The organism is Tenacibaculum profundi, assembly GCF_052050075.1.
GTDB lineage: Bacteria > Bacteroidota > Bacteroidia > Flavobacteriales > Flavobacteriaceae > Polaribacter.
On the sequence record NZ_CP197225.1, the window covers coordinates 1,679,937 to 1,695,952 of the forward strand.

General features: G+C 31.2%; 13 protein-coding genes. 2 read left to right on the forward strand and 11 right to left on the reverse strand.

The window, feature by feature from the left end:
• The first annotated feature begins 205 nt into the window (after positions 1–205).
• Both guaA and ACSIGE_RS06860 read left to right on the forward strand, forming a co-directional pair.
• A complete protein-coding gene (guaA, locus tag ACSIGE_RS06855) occupies positions 206–1,741 on the forward strand; it encodes a glutamine-hydrolyzing GMP synthase (RefSeq protein WP_440882024.1) in 1,536 nt (511 codons plus the stop codon).
• 42 nt (positions 1,742–1,783) lie between these two features.
• The gene (locus ACSIGE_RS06860; RefSeq protein WP_440882025.1) at positions 1,784–3,613 is read left to right on the forward strand and encodes a LysM peptidoglycan-binding domain-containing protein; all 1,830 of its coding nucleotides are present in this window, start codon (positions 1,784–1,786) and stop codon (positions 3,611–3,613) included.
• Positions 3,614–3,690: 77 nt separating this feature from the next.
• On the opposite strand, the gene rfbB is transcribed toward ACSIGE_RS06860, so the two are convergent.
• The 11 genes from rfbB to ACSIGE_RS06915 form a co-directional block, all read right to left on the reverse strand.
• Positions 3,691–4,740 carry a dTDP-glucose 4,6-dehydratase gene (rfbB, locus tag ACSIGE_RS06865; RefSeq protein WP_440882026.1) on the reverse strand — a complete coding sequence of 350 codons (1,050 nt, stop codon included), beginning with the start codon at positions 4,738–4,740 and terminating at the stop codon, positions 3,691–3,693.
• A gap of 185 nt (positions 4,741–4,925) precedes the next feature.
• Positions 4,926–5,783 carry a dTDP-4-dehydrorhamnose reductase gene (gene rfbD, locus ACSIGE_RS06870; RefSeq protein ID WP_440882027.1) on the reverse strand — a complete coding sequence of 286 codons (858 nt, stop codon included), beginning with the start codon at positions 5,781–5,783 and terminating at the stop codon, positions 4,926–4,928.
• A 2-nt stretch (positions 5,784–5,785) separates the two neighbouring features.
• Entirely contained in the window at positions 5,786–6,340 is a 555-nt protein-coding gene (gene rfbC, locus ACSIGE_RS06875; protein WP_440882028.1) for a dTDP-4-dehydrorhamnose 3,5-epimerase, read from the reverse strand.
• Positions 6,341–6,344: 4 nt separating this feature from the next.
• On the reverse strand, positions 6,345–7,217 hold the full coding sequence (gene rfbA / locus ACSIGE_RS06880; RefSeq protein WP_440882029.1) for a glucose-1-phosphate thymidylyltransferase RfbA: 873 nt from the start codon (positions 7,215–7,217) through the stop codon (positions 6,345–6,347).
• 920 nt (positions 7,218–8,137) lie between these two features.
• A complete protein-coding gene (locus ACSIGE_RS06885; RefSeq protein WP_440882030.1) occupies positions 8,138–8,416 on the reverse strand; it encodes a type II toxin-antitoxin system RelE/ParE family toxin in 279 nt (92 codons plus the stop codon).
• A complete protein-coding gene (locus ACSIGE_RS06890; protein ID WP_440882031.1) occupies positions 8,413–8,649 on the reverse strand; it encodes a ribbon-helix-helix domain-containing protein in 237 nt (78 codons plus the stop codon). Before ACSIGE_RS06890 ends, ACSIGE_RS06885 begins: the two co-directional genes overlap by 4 nt.
• 1,019 nt (positions 8,650–9,668) lie before the next feature.
• On the reverse strand, positions 9,669–10,220 hold the full coding sequence (locus tag ACSIGE_RS06895; RefSeq protein WP_440882032.1) for a sugar transferase: 552 nt from the start codon (positions 10,218–10,220) through the stop codon (positions 9,669–9,671).
• A gap of 10 nt (positions 10,221–10,230) precedes the next feature.
• Entirely contained in the window at positions 10,231–11,157 is a 927-nt protein-coding gene (locus ACSIGE_RS06900) for an NAD-dependent epimerase/dehydratase family protein (RefSeq protein WP_440882033.1), read from the reverse strand.
• Positions 11,147–12,328 (reverse strand): glycosyltransferase family 4 protein, encoded by a 1,182-nt coding sequence (locus ACSIGE_RS06905; protein WP_440882034.1) that lies wholly within the window; start codon positions 12,326–12,328, stop codon positions 11,147–11,149. Before ACSIGE_RS06905 ends, ACSIGE_RS06900 begins: the two co-directional genes overlap by 11 nt.
• 2 nt (positions 12,329–12,330) lie before the next feature.
• The gene (locus ACSIGE_RS06910; protein ID WP_440882035.1) at positions 12,331–13,914 is read right to left on the reverse strand and encodes a heparinase II/III domain-containing protein; all 1,584 of its coding nucleotides are present in this window, start codon (positions 13,912–13,914) and stop codon (positions 12,331–12,333) included.
• On the reverse strand, positions 13,896–16,016 hold the full coding sequence (locus ACSIGE_RS06915) for a bi-domain-containing oxidoreductase (protein WP_440882036.1): 2,121 nt from the start codon (positions 16,014–16,016) through the stop codon (positions 13,896–13,898). The genes ACSIGE_RS06910 and ACSIGE_RS06915 overlap by 19 nt, the downstream gene beginning before the upstream one ends.

A 16,016-nucleotide genomic window follows, 5' to 3' on the forward strand; every position in this document is an offset into this window, starting at 1 on the left:
TTTTACTAAAGTAGTAATATAATTCCCAAAGAAAACAAATTTACCTTTTAGTTCATAAAAACAAAGTCAACATTAATACTCACTTCAGTTTTCTACACGTATTAAAATCGTAATAGATTAAAAACAGCATCAAAATTAAAACTATTTGAAGTAAAAAACAGGATACAAATACCTAAATTCTAAAATGTAAATACTATTTTTGCGGATGCAACAACACAACGTACTTATTTTAGATTTCGGCTCGCAATACACACAGTTAATTGCTCGCCGCGTAAGGGAGTTGAATATTTATTGTGAAATTCACCCATACAACAAATTACCTGAAAACCTAGACAGCTTTAAAGCCGTTATTTTATCTGGAAGTCCAGTATCTGTAAAATCTGATGACGCACTGCATCCGGACCTATCGAACATCAGAGGCATAAAGCCCATATTAGCCGTTTGCTATGGAGCACAATACCTAGCACATTTTTCGGACGGATTGGTTGCTTCTTCAAACACAAGAGAGTACGGGCGTGCAAACCTATCTTACATCAAAGAAAGTGAAATATTCTTTGCTAACATTTCTGAAGGAAGTCAAGTATGGATGAGTCATTCAGATACTATAAAGGAATTACCAAAAAATGCTGTACTTCTTGCAAGTACCAATGACGTAAAAAATGCTGCTTACAAAATAAAAGGTGAAACGACTTTTGCTATTCAATTTCACCCAGAAGTATATCATTCTACTGATGGAAAACAATTGCTAGAAAACTTTTTAGTTTCAATTGCTGGTATTGAACAAAATTGGACACCTGATTCTTTTGTTGATGAAACAGTTACCAAACTAAAAGCTAAGCTTAAAGATGATAAAGTAGTTCTAGGATTATCCGGAGGAGTTGATTCCACAGTAGCTGCTGTTTTACTTCACAAAGCGATCGGAAACAACCTTCATTGCATATTTGTTAATAACGGTCTTTTGCGAAAAAATGAGTTTACTGATGTATTGAAACAATATGAAGGTATGGGACTCAATGTTAAAGGAGTTGATGCTTCGGCACGCTTCTTGAACGAACTAGCAGGATTAAAAGATCCTGAGGCCAAGCGTAAAGCCATAGGAAAAGTATTTATTGATGTTTTCGATGACGAGGCTACTAAAATTGAAAATGCTAAATGGCTAGCTCAAGGAACGATCTATCCAGATGTTATAGAGTCCGTTTCAGCAACAGGAGGGCCTTCAGCTACCATAAAAAGTCATCATAACGTAGGCGGGTTACCTGATTTTATGAAATTAAAAGTTGTGGAACCTTTGCGAATGATTTTTAAAGATGAAGTAAGAAGAGTTGGTGCTTCTATGGGAATAGATAAAGATCTATTAGGGCGTCACCCTTTCCCTGGTCCGGGACTAGCTATCAGAATTTTAGGAGATATTGATGCTGAAAAAGTTCGTATCCTGCAGGAGGTAGATGCCATCTTTATAAATGGTTTAAAAGAAAATAATCTCTATAATAAAGTTTGGCAAGCAGGTGCTATTTTATTACCTGTAAACTCCGTTGGTGTTATGGGAGATGAGCGCACTTATGAAAAAGTAGTCGCTTTAAGAGCCGTAGAAAGTACTGATGGTATGACTGCCGATTGGGTAAACTTACCTTATGAATTCTTGCAAAAAATATCCAATCAAATAATAAACAATGTAAAAGGTGTTAATAGAGTTGTTTATGATATTAGCTCAAAACCACCTGCAACAATTGAGTGGGAATAACGTTCTCTAAATAAAACATTTATTAATTTATAGATAAAGTAAATGAAGAAATTACAGTTTTTAATTTTAATAGGCATATTAACTATTTCGATTTCATGCGGGCAGCAAAAACGCTATGTTTCTTATAAAGTAAAAGACGGAGAAACAATGCGAGATATAGCAAAGCGTTTGGATATGAATTCAAAAGATTTGATGCGTCTTAATCCTGATGTTGGTAAACGTCCGCTACCTAATACCATTATTGTGATACCAAACCCTAAAGTTAAAAATGGTGACTCTTCATCTACTTCAAAAGAAGGCAATTATGCTATCATTGAAGAAAAATCAAAAGATGAATTAAAAAGACCTTCAGATAAAAATAATGAGCCTGTTTTAAAGAAAAAAACAATTACTAAGTACGAAACCCATATTGTTAAGGCAGGAGAAACTGTATATCGTATTACCAAGCAATACAATATATCCAAGAAGGATTTAATTAAATTGAATCCTGATCACCCTGAATTGATCAGTAACCAATTATCTATCGGTCAAATAGTAAAGGTAAAAGCTATTGAGGAAACTGTTGTAGTCAATCAAAAAGAAATTGAAAATCAATATGTGACCCATATTGTAAAAAGCAAAGAAACGGTTTATAGTATTACGCGATTTTATAACATATCGAAAGACGACTTATTACAATTAAATCCTGATTTTCCAACTATTAAAGACAATCAATTATCTGTTGGACAAATCCTTAAAATAAAACGTATTGATGAAGTAAAAGAAGATGAAAGCCTTATTTTTTATAGAGATAGCATTCAAGAAAATTCAACGATTAATCTTGCTTTGTTACTTCCCTTTGTAATAGAAAAAAACGATACGTTAGCCGCTAAAAAAATATTTGAAAATAGATTAGCAAATTTCGTTACTGACTTTTACATGGGGGCAGAAATAGCTATTGACTCCTTGAAAAAACAAGGTGTAACTGTTAATACTGATATTTTTGATACAGGAGCTAGAGGTAATAATATTTCTCAGATCGTAGAGAATGATGTATTAAATGATCGTGATATTATTATTGGACCTTTCTATTCCGAAAAAGTGTCTAAAGTTGCCAAAGCGACTGGTGGGATAGTTGTTTTTCCTCATTATTCAAAAAATCAAGACGAATTATCAATGTCTAAAATCATAAAATCAGCTCCTAACAAAACCTTGTATGCTAATTACCTAACCACTTATTTAAGCCGTGTTTTTAATGGAGAAAAAATTTTCGTCGTTGGTGACGATACTACCGAATCAAACAAGACAATGAACGCAATTAGTACTTCTTTAAAAAAGAATGACTCTATTACTGAAGTTGTCGAATTAAAACCAGAAAAAGGTTATATTAAAAGAGAGCGTTTTACCGATAAGATGAATGAAAAGCAACATAATTGGGTCATTATTGCTTCGGAAGATAAAGTTACTACTAAAGATGTACTAAATAGCATGATTGGTTTACCTGATGATATAACAGTGCAAGTTTTTACGACTCATAAAAATAAAATTTATGAAGATATTGATAATAATAAATTAGCAAATATTAACTTCACTTATGTATCAAACACTTACTTAGATGACAATTCGGAAGATGTAAACGTTTTTTATAAAAAATTCAAAAAACGAAATAATACACTGCCCTCAAATTATGCTATTAGAGGTTTTGATGTAACTTATGATATTCTTATGAGGTATGCTTCTGGTAATGATGTTTCAAAAACATTTAAAGAAGGAATATCATTAAGAGTAGAAAACAAATTTGACTATCATAAAAAAATGTTTGGAGCTGCTGAAAATAGAGGGCTCTTTATCATAAAATACAATTCAGATTTAAGTCTGCAAAGACTAAAGTAAAATAAAAAACCTCAAACAAAATGTTTGAGGTTTTTTATTTTAATCGTAAATCGTAAAGAAATAGAAATATTATTTTTCTACTCTCCATACATATCTTGGTAATACTTTTGATAATTTCCGCTCGTAACATTATCTACCCAATCTTTATTATCTAAATACCATATAACTGTTTTTTCAATACCCTCCTCAAATTGAAGAGAAGGCTCCCATCCTAACTCATTCTTTAATTTAGTTGAATCAATTGCATATCGATAATCATGACCCGCTCTATCTGTTACATAAGTTATCAATTTATCAGAGCTTCCTTCCGGTCGTTTTAAATGCCTATCCACTGTTTTTATAATTACCTTTATTAAGTCAATGTTCTTCCATTCATTAAAACCTCCAATATTGTAAGTATCTCCAACTTTTCCTTTATGAAAAACAACATCAATCGCTCGTGCATGATCTTCCACAAATAGCCAATCCCTAACATTTTCTCCACTTCCATACACAGGTAGCGACTTGTTATTGCAAATATTATTAATAAATAAAGGAATTAATTTTTCTGGAAATTGATACGATCCATAGTTATTTGAACAATTAGAAATAACAACAGGTAATTTATACGTGTCTAAAAAAGCTCTAACAAAATGATCGGATGATGCTTTTGAAGCAGAATATGGAGAATGTGGATCATAAGGAGTGTCTTCTGTAAAAAAACCTTCGTCATTTAAGGTTCCATATACCTCATCTGTAGATACATGATAAAATAATTTATTCTCAAAATCACTATTCCAGTACGTTTTGGCTGCCTGCAATAAACTCAGGGTTCCTAAAACGTTTGTCTTAGCGAAAGAAAATGGGTCTTTTATTGATCTATCAACATGGGATTCAGCTGCCAAATGAATAACGCCATCGATATTATAGTCAGAAAAAATAGATTCCATTTTTTCATGATCACAAATATCTGCTTTGATGAACGTATAATTCGGTTTATCCTCAATATCTTTTAGATTTTCCAAATTACCTGCATAAGTTAAAACATCTAAATTATAAATGTGATAATGTGGATATGCGTTCACAAATAATCTAACGACATGAGAGCCAATAAATCCGGCTCCTCCAGTAATTAATATGTTTTTCATCTGTTTATTTTTATTATTTTTCAATAGTCAGATGTAACCTTTGATATTTAAAGTAATCGTTTTTCTTTAAATTTAATACTTATGCCATTTGTAACTTGAAATTACCGTAATAAAACGTTTTTTTTCATTTTCTCTTACAATAATTTTAAGCTCCAAATAGTATTATTTTAAACATCTCGGTTTCATTAGTTCTGTTCTATTTTTTTTATACAATCTCTTAATGAATCCCTCCAGTAAGGAATTGTAATATTAAACTCTTTTTTAATTTTTGACTTATTTAATAATGAATAATTGGGTCGCTTCGCAGGTGTTGGATACTCTTTAGTTTCAATAGGATGTACATTACAAACAACGCCGGAAATTTCCATAATTGCCTTTGCAAAATCGTACCATGAAACTACACCTTCATTTGAGTAGTGATAAATTTTAGAGAGCTTCGAAAAGTCCTTATCTATAGCATTTAAACACACCAGTGCCAAGTCTCTCGCGTACGTAGGTGAACCAATCTGATCGAAAATCACATTTAATTCATCTCGTTCTTTCCCTAAACGTAACATTGTTTTTACAAAATTATTTCCAAAACTAGAATATACCCAAGAGGTACGTATAATTAATGATTCAACTTCGGAAGTTAAAATATGTTCTTCTCCTAAACGTTTCGTTTTTCCATAAACACCAATAGGATCGACATTATCTTCTTCTTTATAAGGCTCATAACTCTTACCGTTAAATACATAATCTGTTGAAATATGAATTAGTTTTCCTCTATCTTTTAATGCCGAAGTTAAATTTTTAACGCCTCGTAAATTAATATTTTCAGCATCTCGTTCTTCAATCTCTGCCTTATCTACAGCCGTATAAGCTGCACAATTTATAACAACATTTATATTGTTTTCTACTACAAATACTTCTACTTTATCAAAATCTGTTATATCTAAACTTTTAGAGTCCTCAAAAAAAAATTTATATTGAGAATATTTAATTGATTTTTCTCTTATCTCTGAGCCTAATTGGCCAGAAGCTCCTGTTACTAGTATATTCATTTTTAATAGTTAAATGAACTTTTTAAATCTTTAAAAACTAATAGATTTGAATCCTTTTCTGATAATTTAATCGAATCGTTCTCTAATTGCCAATCTATCCCTAAATCGGTATCATTCCATATAATACCACTATCATATTCGGGTTTATACCAATTATCAACCTTATAAGCAAAAATTGCTTCCTCAGATAACACTGAATAACCATGAGCAAATCCTCTGGGAACAAATAGCTGTCGTTTATTATCTTCCGATAATTCCACAGTAACATGTTGTCCATAAGTGGGAGACCCAACCCTTATATCAACCGCTACATCTAAAACGCAACCTTTAATACAACGCACCAATTTAGCTTGAGCATATGGTGGCTTTTGAAAATGCAAGCCTCTTAATACACCTCTAGAGGATTTAGATTCGTTATCCTGAACAAAGTCAGTTTTAATGACCTTTTCATTAAAAGTTTTTAAATTGAAAGACTCAAAAAAATACCCTCTATGATCTCCATAAATTTTTGGTTCGATAATGATCACATCAGGAATTTTTGTTTTTATAAAGTTCATAATTTTATTTAATCAAATTTAACAGGTATTTACCATAATTATTTTTCTTTAAAGGCTCCGCTAATTTCTTTACTTGCATCTCATCAATATACCCCATATAAAAAGCAATTTCTTCTAAGCATGCCACTTTTAATCCTTGTCTCTTTTCAATAGTTTCGATAAATTGTCCTGCCTCCATCAAAGAATCATGTGTTCCAGTATCTAGCCAAGCAAAGCCTCTCCCCATCAACTCAACCTTTAATGCTTTATCTTCTAAATATTTTTGATTCACAGAAGTAATTTCTAACTCCTCTCTATCAGATGGTTTTACTCCTTCTGCTATACCAGTTACATTATTCGGGTAAAAATAAAGCCCTACAACTGCGTAATTAGATTTTGGTTCGATTGGCTTCTCTTCTATAGAAATAACGTTTCCTGATTTATCGAATTCTGCTACCCCATACCGCTGAGGGTCTCCCACATAATAACCAAAAACCGTTGCTTTTTTCTCTTCTTCAACATTCTTAACAGCATTTTTTAGCATCTCCGGAAGTCCATGCCCATAAAAAATATTATCTCCCAATATTAAACAAACATCATCGGTACCAATAAATTCTTTACCAATAATAAACGCCTGCGCTAAGCCATCTGGTGAAGGCTGCTCTGCATAACAAAGCTGAATTCCTAACTCTTTCCCCGACCCTAATAATTGTTCAAAATTTGACAAATCTTGAGGAGTAGAAATGATTAATATATCTTTAATCCCAGCCAACATTAATACGGACAGAGGATAATAAATCATTGGTTTATCATATACTGGTAACAACTGCTTTGACACTCCTTTGGTTATAGGGTATAGTCGTGTTCCTGAACCGCCTGCTAAAATGATGCCTTTCATATGATTTTTTATTAGATTATAATTATTCTTTTTTTAATTGCCCAAAGATAAGAAAGTAATTAATGAGAAATATGTGATACAATTTTTAAATAAGTATTTCTTGTATTCATTATAATTTATAATTAGTATTTAAATAAAGTAATAGCGAAGCGTATTTTATTTGCTTTTTTCCCTTTCATAAAAAGAACCAAAAAATCTAGTCCTAACCAGTCGGCACTCAAAACTAAACATCTTCGAACCTAAATGAAAGAAAGTTTAGATATAACCCAACCTATAACCTTAACCTTTTATTAATCAATGTTTTTAACTAAAACATCAATAGCTACAAAACTCACATCACGAAATAAAATGTTTAGTATTTTTCTTTTTCCCTTTCATAAAAAAAAACAAAAAATATAGCCTTAACCAGTCGACGCTAAAAACTGAGCATCCTCGAACCTAAATAAAAAGAACTCGCTGTGCTCAAACATCTTTTAATCTTACCCCTTCTTGAGGTGTTATTTTCGATTTGCCTACTTATGACGGGTAATTTTCTTATTAAAATGCCTAAACAAAGAAATAGTGAACGAAGAAACGGAACTGCGATGCGAAGCATCAAGCATGTAGTTTAGAAAGTGAGCGTTACCAAGTAATTTCCTAGGTTGAACTTGATTTTTTGTTTCGTTTTGTATTCAGACAAAATGAAACAAAATTTAGATATAATCCAACATATAATCTTAGCCTTTTAATAATTAATATTTTTAACAGGAATATCAATAGCTACAAAACTAACACCACGAAATAAAATGTTTAGTGTTTTTCTTTTTCCATTGATGAAAAAGAATGGCTATAAAACTTTTTATTTAATCTTCACCTCGAGTTAAATTATTTGAAATGAAAAGCAATTTAACACTTCGACTGCACTAGTAACACCTAATGATTTACTCACAGAAATCTTGATGCCCCACAATAGCAATAATTTCAATTGTACTGTCATTTATTCTGAAATAAATAGTATCTGAACCTGAAACACAATATCGATACCCTTCTCGAATATGATCTGCTCTAGGAAATTGAAAAGGATTCGTTGCTATTCGATCAAAACTATCAAAAAAAGAAGCATAATATTTATCTGCTTGAGTTTCTCCAAACGTTTTATATCCGTAACGATAAATTCTAATCAAGTCTTCTTCCGCTTCTTTAGTTAGTTGGTATGTCATCTAACCCCCTTTTTAGCTTTGGCTAAGATGTCTTCCCTTGAATTTGAAGTAAACCCACTTTGCTCTCCTTTTTCAAGTTTCAATCTCAACCAATCAATTTTATGTTGCTGCCCCCTAGCTTGCCTGATTAAATCGTTTATTAATTCACTTTTACTGCTAAATTCTTTGCTAATAATTTGCTTTTTTAGCCATTCATCATTTGGCTGGGTTAACGAAATACTTTGTCTTGCCATACTAAAATATTTAAATTTTGATGTAAATATACACCAAAAAAACACCAATTACAATAATTTGCGCTATTCAAATATAAAAATTCAGACTATTTAAGTTCAAACACCCAAAAGCTTATTTTACATACCTTTTAAAACGTTTTTAATATAGTTCTCGATACATTTTTTACTTCGTTAACCCTCATTAAAAATCACTCGAACTGACATTTCAATTTTAGGAGAATTCTCAAGAACATGCACTACTTATTTTTTAAATCATTATCTTTTTCTGTTGATGAAAAAGAACCAAAAAATCTAGTCTTCACAAGACTGCGCTCAAAACTAATACCGATTATCATTTGATGCTACCCAATAAATTCACTTCGTTTTTTATTGGCTATCAAATGTATATCGGCATTAAACGGTGTGCACAAATAAAAGTTAAAATCGTTTAAGCATCCTCGAACCTAAGTAAAAAAAACTCGCTACGCTCAAACAGCTTTTCATTTAAACACTTCTTGCGGTGTTGTTTTTGGCTTGCCTGCTTATGACGGGTAATTCTTATTAAAATGTCTAAACAAAGAAATAGTGAACGAAGAAACGGAACTGCGATGCGAAGCATCAAGCATGTAGTAGTTTCAAAAGTGAGCGTTACGAAGTAATTTCCTAGGCTGAACTTGATTTTTTGTTTCGTTTTGTATCAAGACAAAATGAAAGAAAGTTTATACATAACGCAATACACAATCTTAACTTTCTAGTAATCAATATTTTTAAAACTTGAATATCAATAACTATAAACTCACATCACGAAATAAAATGTCTAGTATTTTCTTTTTCCGTTGATGAAAAATAAACAAAAATATAGCCTTAACCATACTTCGCTCAAAATTAAACATCCTCGAACCTAAATGAAAAGAACTCGCTACGCTCAAACAGCTTTTCATTTAAACACTTCTTGCGGTGTTATTTTTGGCTTATCTGTTTAGGACGAGACCATAAATTCAAAAATAAACTCAGAAAATTTCTGAGCTACGTTATTTTTATTATTCTTTAATTCTATCACCAGCCCCTTTACCTCCAACTGTAGCCAGTATATATTGAAAATATTTTTTCGTAGTCAAATTATCCAACATCTCTGCATCAACCTCCGCTAATTGCTTTGGTGTAGACATATCTATCTCATTTATTTGAGCTAAGCCAGTTATTCCCGGCAAAGAATTATATACACCCCTCTCGCCTCTTTCTTTTATTAATTCTTCTTGATTAAAAAGATTTGGTCTAGGGCCAACGAGACTCATGTCTCCCTTTAAAACATTAATTAACTGCGGTAATTCATCCAATTTAGATTTTCGTAAAAAAGATCCTAACTTGGTAACTGAGCTACTATTTGCTAGATGAGTTGCTACAGACTTTGTATTCACACTCATTGTTCTGAACTTTAACAAAGTAAATGGTTTTTTATTTTTCCCTACTCTTTTTTGTTTAAAAATTGGAGATCCAGTATCAAACAAACCTAAAATATAAACGATTAAGCCAAAAGGCCATAAAACTAATATTCCAAATAATGAGAATATAAAATCAAAAAGACGTATCATTATTATAATTCTATTTTATAAAACTTTTAATTGTTAAATGTATACCTTCTTCTGCAGATAATGGTAATTTTTTTATTCCAATAGCATCTTTAATTTTTTTATTGGATACCATATAGTTTTCCGTTAGTTTATGTATTTTTTCTGTATTTATTGGAATTGGTAATATATCCCCAATTTTACCTAAAATAATTAGCACAGACTTTGGTAAATTTAACACCCTCACTTCTTTTTCTATTGCTTTCCCTATATTTAAAACCAGTTTTTTTGTAGAAAGCGGTGTATCATCAGCAATATTGTAAACACCAGATGGTATTGTTTTATTTTCAATCAACTCTTTAATTACGAAACATAAGTTTTTCACCGATAAAAAAGATCGTTGATTTTCATATTTCCCAAATGGATAAGGAATACCTTTAGACACAAAATTATATAACAAATTCAAATTCCCCTTATTACTTGGGCCATGAATCATGCATGGCCTTAAAATGTAAACTCTTTTATTCTTAGGCACTTCTTTACTTAAAATATACTCTTCAGCGGCCAGCTTTGATTTCCCATAAGCCGTTACTGGATTTGACTCATGACTTTCATCCAAAACTCCTTCAACTTCACCCGCAATTGCTTTTACGGAACTCATAAAAATAAAAACGTCGCAGTCACTATTTAAAAATTTATCAAATACATTTTTGGTAAGCTCAAAATTAACATTAAAATACTCTTTCTCCTGCGAAGTATTTTTTAAATCATGCGCCTTGCCTGCTAAATGGATAAAAGCTTTATTTGCATTTAAAACTTCCTTATTTAAGACATCATAAGAAATGAATTTATCTGATGTTCTCCTTGAAACTCCCTGGATTCTGTAGTCTTCTTTTAAATAATTTGATAAGTTAAACCCAACGAAACCTGTAATTCCACTAATTAAAATATTATTGGTCATTTCCAAAACTTATTATTGACTCTGTCATTCTCTTATTAATTTCCGTTCTACTATACTTCTTCTTAAATTGTTTTCTTTCCTCATTTCTATATTTGAAATTCGTCAAACTATTATAAAGTTCATCTGCATTAGTTGGTTCAAACAAAATTAAGTTAGACATATTTTCTTTCAAAAATTGTTTCGCGTATCCATCTACACCAGCAATTATAGGTTTATTAAAAGTCCCATATTCAAAAAGTTTAGATGGTAATACTCTTTCAAATGCCTTATGCTTATTCAAGTGTAAAAATAGATAATCCGCTTTTTGGTAATAACTTATTAGCTCATTTCTATTGACCGGAGGAATCATTTCAACATTTTCGATATTATTTACTCTTAATTTTTCTTCCAGTTTTTCTCTAGCTCCACCATCACCAATAATCTGAAATTTATGTGTTCTAGATAGTTTCTTAGCTATATCTGGTATAATTAAGTCTAATCCTTGTCCTTCTCCAATATTACCGCCATATATTATGGTTTTAACTTCGCTCTTTTTTTCTTCAGTATTATCTATTGGGGAGGATAAAAACAATTCGTCAATACCATTAGTAAAAAATGAATATTCTGTTTTTTTATATTTTTCAAAATAACTCTTAAATCCTTTTGAAACTAAGTTTATATGTCCAGCTCTTTTAAAAGTAAAATTCTCAACGGGTTTTAAAAATAAGTTTAATCCTAGATTAATGATCTTATTCTTATATAAATCCGTAATAGTTTCTCTGAAGATATCTCTAATATCTAAATAAAGTTTAGCCTTTTTCTTTCTAGCAATTTTTGCACCGAGATATGCCGTAAATAAACGAGACGAAGAAGCATAAACTAAATCATATTCTTCGTCCTTTATAAGCTTTAAAGCTTTAAAATAAAACTCTTTATACGATTTAATTTGTCCTATAATTCCGCTTCCATGTTCGGGGATTTTAATTCTGTTAACCACTATACCTTCTTTAATTTCCTCTTTATCTTTAGCCTTTGCTTTGAAAGAGTCATATCTGTTAGGCTGCGTTGTAATTACATGAACCGTATCATTACTATCCAGGTGATTTAAAAGCTCCTTAAGTAACGAAGTGTTTCTAAAAGACCCTGCTGACAAGTCTGGTTCGTAATAAAATGTTAGGAATAATATTTTCATAATTATATTTCGGTAATACGAGTCTCTAATTCTCTGTTAAAAAACACCATTATTTTTTTTCCTTTTCTTGTTTTATTAAAACCCATGCTAAATTCATAATCTTGAATAACAACTTTATCATACTGGCCTCTAAGGTTCAATATTAGATTATTTAGTTGGAACTGAGATTTACTAATTTCGTTTATTTTAACGTCAGGATGAAAATGTAAAATCATTTTTTTGTCCAATGAAGACTTGCCTTCCAAGGAATCTTTTATGGAGAAAGTATTTCGGTCTAAATGAAATTGTCTCGAATGAATAACTCCTCTATTTTTATATCCATCATGTTTGGCAAGCACTTTATTCTCATCTTCAATTACACCAAAAACCTTAGCTCTTTTTGCTACCCTAAACCCTCCCCAGACTTGTGTTTGTTCTAAATTACCTAATTGTACAGTATTATGATAGTGGGTACCTCTCTCTTTCTGTCTTCTCTCATTTTTTTCATAAGTAGAAACACCAGGATCCACAATAATTGGGATATTCTGAGCGTATAATTCAAAACTAAAAGTGTCTGAATGTGCATGTCCTGGCTGGTAAGATGGCTGGATATCCCCAACATCTATAACAACTTCAAATATATCTGATTTGAAGTTTCTATAACCTGAATCAGATAATTTAATATTTTTCCAATTTAGATGTAAAGATTTAGCATAACTGAATAACTCTTTTGAAGCTGGTGCTATTCCTGTAGAACTATCATTTAATAATGGGATATTACCATTTTTATAGGTAAGATTATTTAACCACGACAACATGCTAGAAGCCTTTTCTTCTAGAAAACTCAATAAATTTCGATCATTAATCTGCTCATTTCGTCTCATTAATTGAATACAATCTAAAAGTCTTCCCAATAAGATCTGATGATACATTGGAGAGAGCTCATAATGCCCTCCATCTTTCAAAATTTGTTCCTCTAATTCAGACTTTAAAATTTTTCGAGCGGTATCTAATAATTTTTCATCTTGAAAATAATATCCCCCAAAAAGTAGAGAAAATCCATTCTCTAATAAATGATTACCTAAAAGATGATATTCCAAATTATCTAATAAAATTTCATAATGGTGATAAAGTGTTCCGTCAATGATTTTATCTTTTATAGTATTCTTTGACAAAAATTTAACCCAGTTAATTCCTCTTAATGAAATAACATAAGGTTCTTTACCATCTAATAATGTCGAATCTTGATTGATATAATCTTTGATCAACTCTAAACAAGAGTCAACAGAAATATTTTTTTGATTTAAAAAGTCAAAATAATTCAAATTATAAGTCCATAATTTTCCGAATTCAGAATAATTCCAATTTATTTTTTTATTGAAACTCACTGGAATATTTAAAAACTCAAATTTATTAGCTCCTAAATAAGATGTATTATTAAAAACTTCGTCACTCCAAAGTAAATCTATAACTCGATCTATTTCCTTATTAGAATATGATTTTTTATAAAATCGATTACGTAATAAATAGTAAAGCCTGTAATAAACTTGGACAGGCTTTAAGTATTTAATTGTATCATATAACGTAATTATTTTACTTCTATCCATCTTCCTTCTTTCAAAGATTCAATAGCAGCAAAGGATGCCTTGGTTGTATTTACAATCTCTTCAAAAGGGATGATTGATTCACCACCTAATTTTTGGCTATTAATCAATTCATTAAATTGATTATAATGACCTTTATCTTGTTTAGAAGAGCATTTTGAGAATTTCTTAAATCCAAAACCTGATAATTTTCGCCAATTATCCATTACTAAAGTTCTTTCCTGAGAATATACCTCGACTCTCTCCTTAGAATAAGCTTTTGATCCATTGGCGAAGTAGTTAATTACAGCATTAGTTCCGTTTTCATATTTTAAAAGAATGCTGGCATTATCCGTATTTTCTTCTGGATTAACCCCCATGGAATTCATACATACAGATTTTACTTTACTTCCAGCTAAATATGTACATAAATCAATATAGTGGCATGCTTCTCCAATTATTCTACCTCCCCCTACTTCCATATCATGCACCCAAACATCAGAAGGGATGAACCCTGCATTCATTGTTGCTACAATATTCAAAGGAGTATTATCATTACCTAAAACTTTCTTCATTTGTTTTGCTAAAGGAGCAAATCGTCTATTAAACCCAACAGAAATTGAAACATTTCTAGCATTATATTCTTCTATAATTTCACTAAGTTCATCTCTATTTAAAGCCAATGGTTTTTCAACGAAAACACTTTTATCAGCTCGCAATGTTTCTAGAACCATTGACGCATGCATATTATGTTTCGTTGTAATAAAGACCAAATCTGTTTCCGTATCAGAAAGTATTTCCTTGTAATTTGTTGTTGAGTTAGTAATACTATATTGTTTTGCCATAGTAGTAGAGGATAATCCGCCAGAACTAGCGATATATTTTATATCTGCATTTAATTTTTTTAGGCTTGGTAAAATAGTAGCACTTGTAAAATTCCCGGACCCAACAATTCCTATAATTCCTTTATTGCCATCAAACGTTTTCTCGTTTAACTTAACTGTGTTTTTGGGTTTTTCCGTAGAATTATATTCTAAGATTGATGCTATAGATTTAGAAGAAGACATGTCTCCATAAATAGTCTCAAACTCTTCAAGAGGAACTCTTTCTGTTATCAATGGATTTACGTCTAATGAACCGACTGAAATCGCATTTAGCACAGCTTCAAAGTTTCTCTTTTCTGTCCATCGAACATAGCCTATTGGATAATCATTACCTTTTTGTTCATACTCTTCGTCATATCTTCCCGGTCCATAAGAGCAAGAAACTTGAAAAGATATTTCCTTATTATAAAAGTCTGCTCGACTAATATCCAATCCTATTACACCTACAAGAATAATTCTACCAAGTTTACGGCACATTTGTGCTGATTGTGCTATAATATCATTACTTTTACTTGAAGCAGTAATAATTACGCCATCAGCACCTATTCCATTTGTAAAGGTTTCTACAAATTTAACCTGGTCTGTTCCTTCTGATGGGTTTATTGCTGTTATACCTTTTGACTTTGCTATTTTAATTTTTTCAGGATCAAAATCAAATCCAATAACATTACACCCATTGGCTTTAAGAAGTTCTGCTGTTACTAAACCAATAAGACCTAACCCTACAACTACAATTGTTTCGCCAAATGTCGGATTCAACAACCTAACACCCTGTAATCCAATAGCGCCAATTACTGTAAATGCAGCCTCCTCGTCCGATACGTTATCTGGAATTTTTGCAACAAGATTTTTAGGAACTAAAACATATTCTGCATGATTACCATTAGATGCAACTCGATCACCAATTTTAAATTCTGAAACGCCTTTTCCTACAGCTACAACTTCTCCTACATTGCAATATCCAAGTGGTAATGGTTGACCTAATTTATTAAAAACTGCATCTATTGTTGGTTTTAAACCATCGGTTTTTACCTTATCTAAAACCATTTTTACCTTATCCGGTTGTTGTTTCGCTTTTTGAATAAAATTTGCCTTTCCAAATTCTACTAACATTTTTTCTGTACCAAGAGATACCAATGTCTTTGTTGTTTTTATAAGTACATGCCCTTTCTTAACTAAGGGCACAGGAACTTCTTCTAATATTGTATCTCCTTTCTTAAGGTCTTGTATTATTTGTTTCAA

What these genes read in the sequence shown, in the direction of transcription:
- rfbC (WP_440882028.1), bottom strand. Translation starts at nt 6,340, where the DNA reads ATGAACTTTATAAAAACAAAAATTCCTGATGTGATCATTATCGAACCA.
- ACSIGE_RS06905 (WP_440882034.1), bottom strand. Translation starts at nt 12,328, where the DNA reads ATGAAAATATTATTCCTAACATTTTATTACGAACCAGACTTGTCAGCA.
- ACSIGE_RS06885 (WP_440882030.1), bottom strand. Translation starts at nt 8,416, where the DNA reads ATGACATACCAACTAACTAAAGAAGCGGAAGAAGACTTGATTAGAATT.
- rfbA (WP_440882029.1), bottom strand. Translation starts at nt 7,217, where the DNA reads ATGAAAGGCATCATTTTAGCAGGCGGTTCAGGAACACGACTATACCCT.
- rfbD (WP_440882027.1), bottom strand. Translation starts at nt 5,783, where the DNA reads ATGAATATACTAGTAACAGGAGCTTCTGGCCAATTAGGCTCAGAGATA.
- ACSIGE_RS06890 (WP_440882031.1), bottom strand. Translation starts at nt 8,649, where the DNA reads ATGGCAAGACAAAGTATTTCGTTAACCCAGCCAAATGATGAATGGCTA.
- ACSIGE_RS06895 (WP_440882032.1), bottom strand. Translation starts at nt 10,220, where the DNA reads ATGATACGTCTTTTTGATTTTATATTCTCATTATTTGGAATATTAGTT.
- rfbB (WP_440882026.1), bottom strand. Translation starts at nt 4,740, where the DNA reads ATGAAAAACATATTAATTACTGGAGGAGCCGGATTTATTGGCTCTCAT.
- ACSIGE_RS06910 (WP_440882035.1), bottom strand. Translation starts at nt 13,914, where the DNA reads ATGGATAGAAGTAAAATAATTACGTTATATGATACAATTAAATACTTA.
- ACSIGE_RS06900 (WP_440882033.1), bottom strand. Translation starts at nt 11,157, where the DNA reads ATGACCAATAATATTTTAATTAGTGGAATTACAGGTTTCGTTGGGTTT.
- guaA (WP_440882024.1), top strand. Translation starts at nt 206, where the DNA reads ATGCAACAACACAACGTACTTATTTTAGATTTCGGCTCGCAATACACA.
- ACSIGE_RS06860 (WP_440882025.1), top strand. Translation starts at nt 1,784, where the DNA reads ATGAAGAAATTACAGTTTTTAATTTTAATAGGCATATTAACTATTTCG.